The organism is bacterium (assembly GCA_024224155.1).
GTDB lineage: Bacteria > Acidobacteriota > Thermoanaerobaculia > Multivoradales > JAHEKO01 > CALZIK01.
This window is the reverse complement of record JAAENP010000462.1, coordinates 1-908: the sequence shown is the minus strand read 5'-3', so window position 1 is coordinate 908 and position 908 is coordinate 1. Positions and strand designations below refer to the sequence as shown.

The following is a 908-nucleotide window of genomic DNA, read 5'->3' as shown; positions in this document are numbered from 1 at the left end:
GTGTAGGACGTGATTAGGAACGTGCACGAAACAACTTGACCACTGTGCGTAGCTCAAGCGCCCGCGCTCGGCGTCGGTACATGGTGGTCTGTGGTCTGTGGCCGGTGGATGCGGGTGGGTCAAGCGTGCGTGCAAGGCTTCATGGTCCGCAGGTGAGGCGACGATATCGCGCACGCACCTGGCACGCCCACATGCCCGCATTTGCGCCTGACCGCTCGCTGAATTGGCGATCTTGTTTCATGCACGTTCCTTACCGGGGTTCGTGGAGCGGCGACTCCGATTCGTGCGCCTCTGGGCCGGTCGAATGGCTCCCTCCTTGAAGCTTGGGGCCATGGTCATCCAAGCCAGGCTTCCGCGGAGCCTCGGGTCAGCACGAACCAACGCGAGAAGCGAAATAAAACAGAATAAAAATGAGAACAACAAGAAGATGTGAATTTCCCAGAAAAGGACTTCGAATTCTACAGCGGACATTTTCAAACCGCTGGATTTATGGCATTTTCGGAACGCTGTCCGCAGACGGGCAGCCTGCGGCGCTGGACGCCGGTGGCCGGGCGCTGCTCGGCGCCGACGCGCCCGGGGCGCACCCCGTCGAGGTGACCGTCACGGACCCCTACGCGAGCGCCACCTTCGCCGGCACGCTGTTCGTGCGCGACCCGAACGACGTCGAGCCGCCGGTCGTCCGGCTGGACCCCGCGCTGGCCGACGCCCTGGTCACCGCGCCGACCGCGCTGCTCGCCAGCGTCGCGGACGCCGACCTCGCCTCGTGGCGGCTGGTCGTCCGCGCTTCCGGGACCGGCGCGCCCGCCACCGTGCTGGCGCAGGGCGGCGCGCCCTTCGGGTTCGGGCCGGTCGCCGAGCTCGACCCCACGCGGCTGATCAACGGCCTGCACACCGTCGTGCTGCAGGCG

The 908-nt window shown here is 66.3% G+C and carries 1 protein-coding gene; it reads left to right on the top strand.

Features of this window, described 5'->3' with window-relative positions:
* Window positions 1-410: 410 nt before the first annotated feature.
* The coding region (locus GY769_22335; GenBank protein MCP4204657.1) for a hypothetical protein at window positions 411-908 on the top strand (498 nt) is incomplete at its 3' end.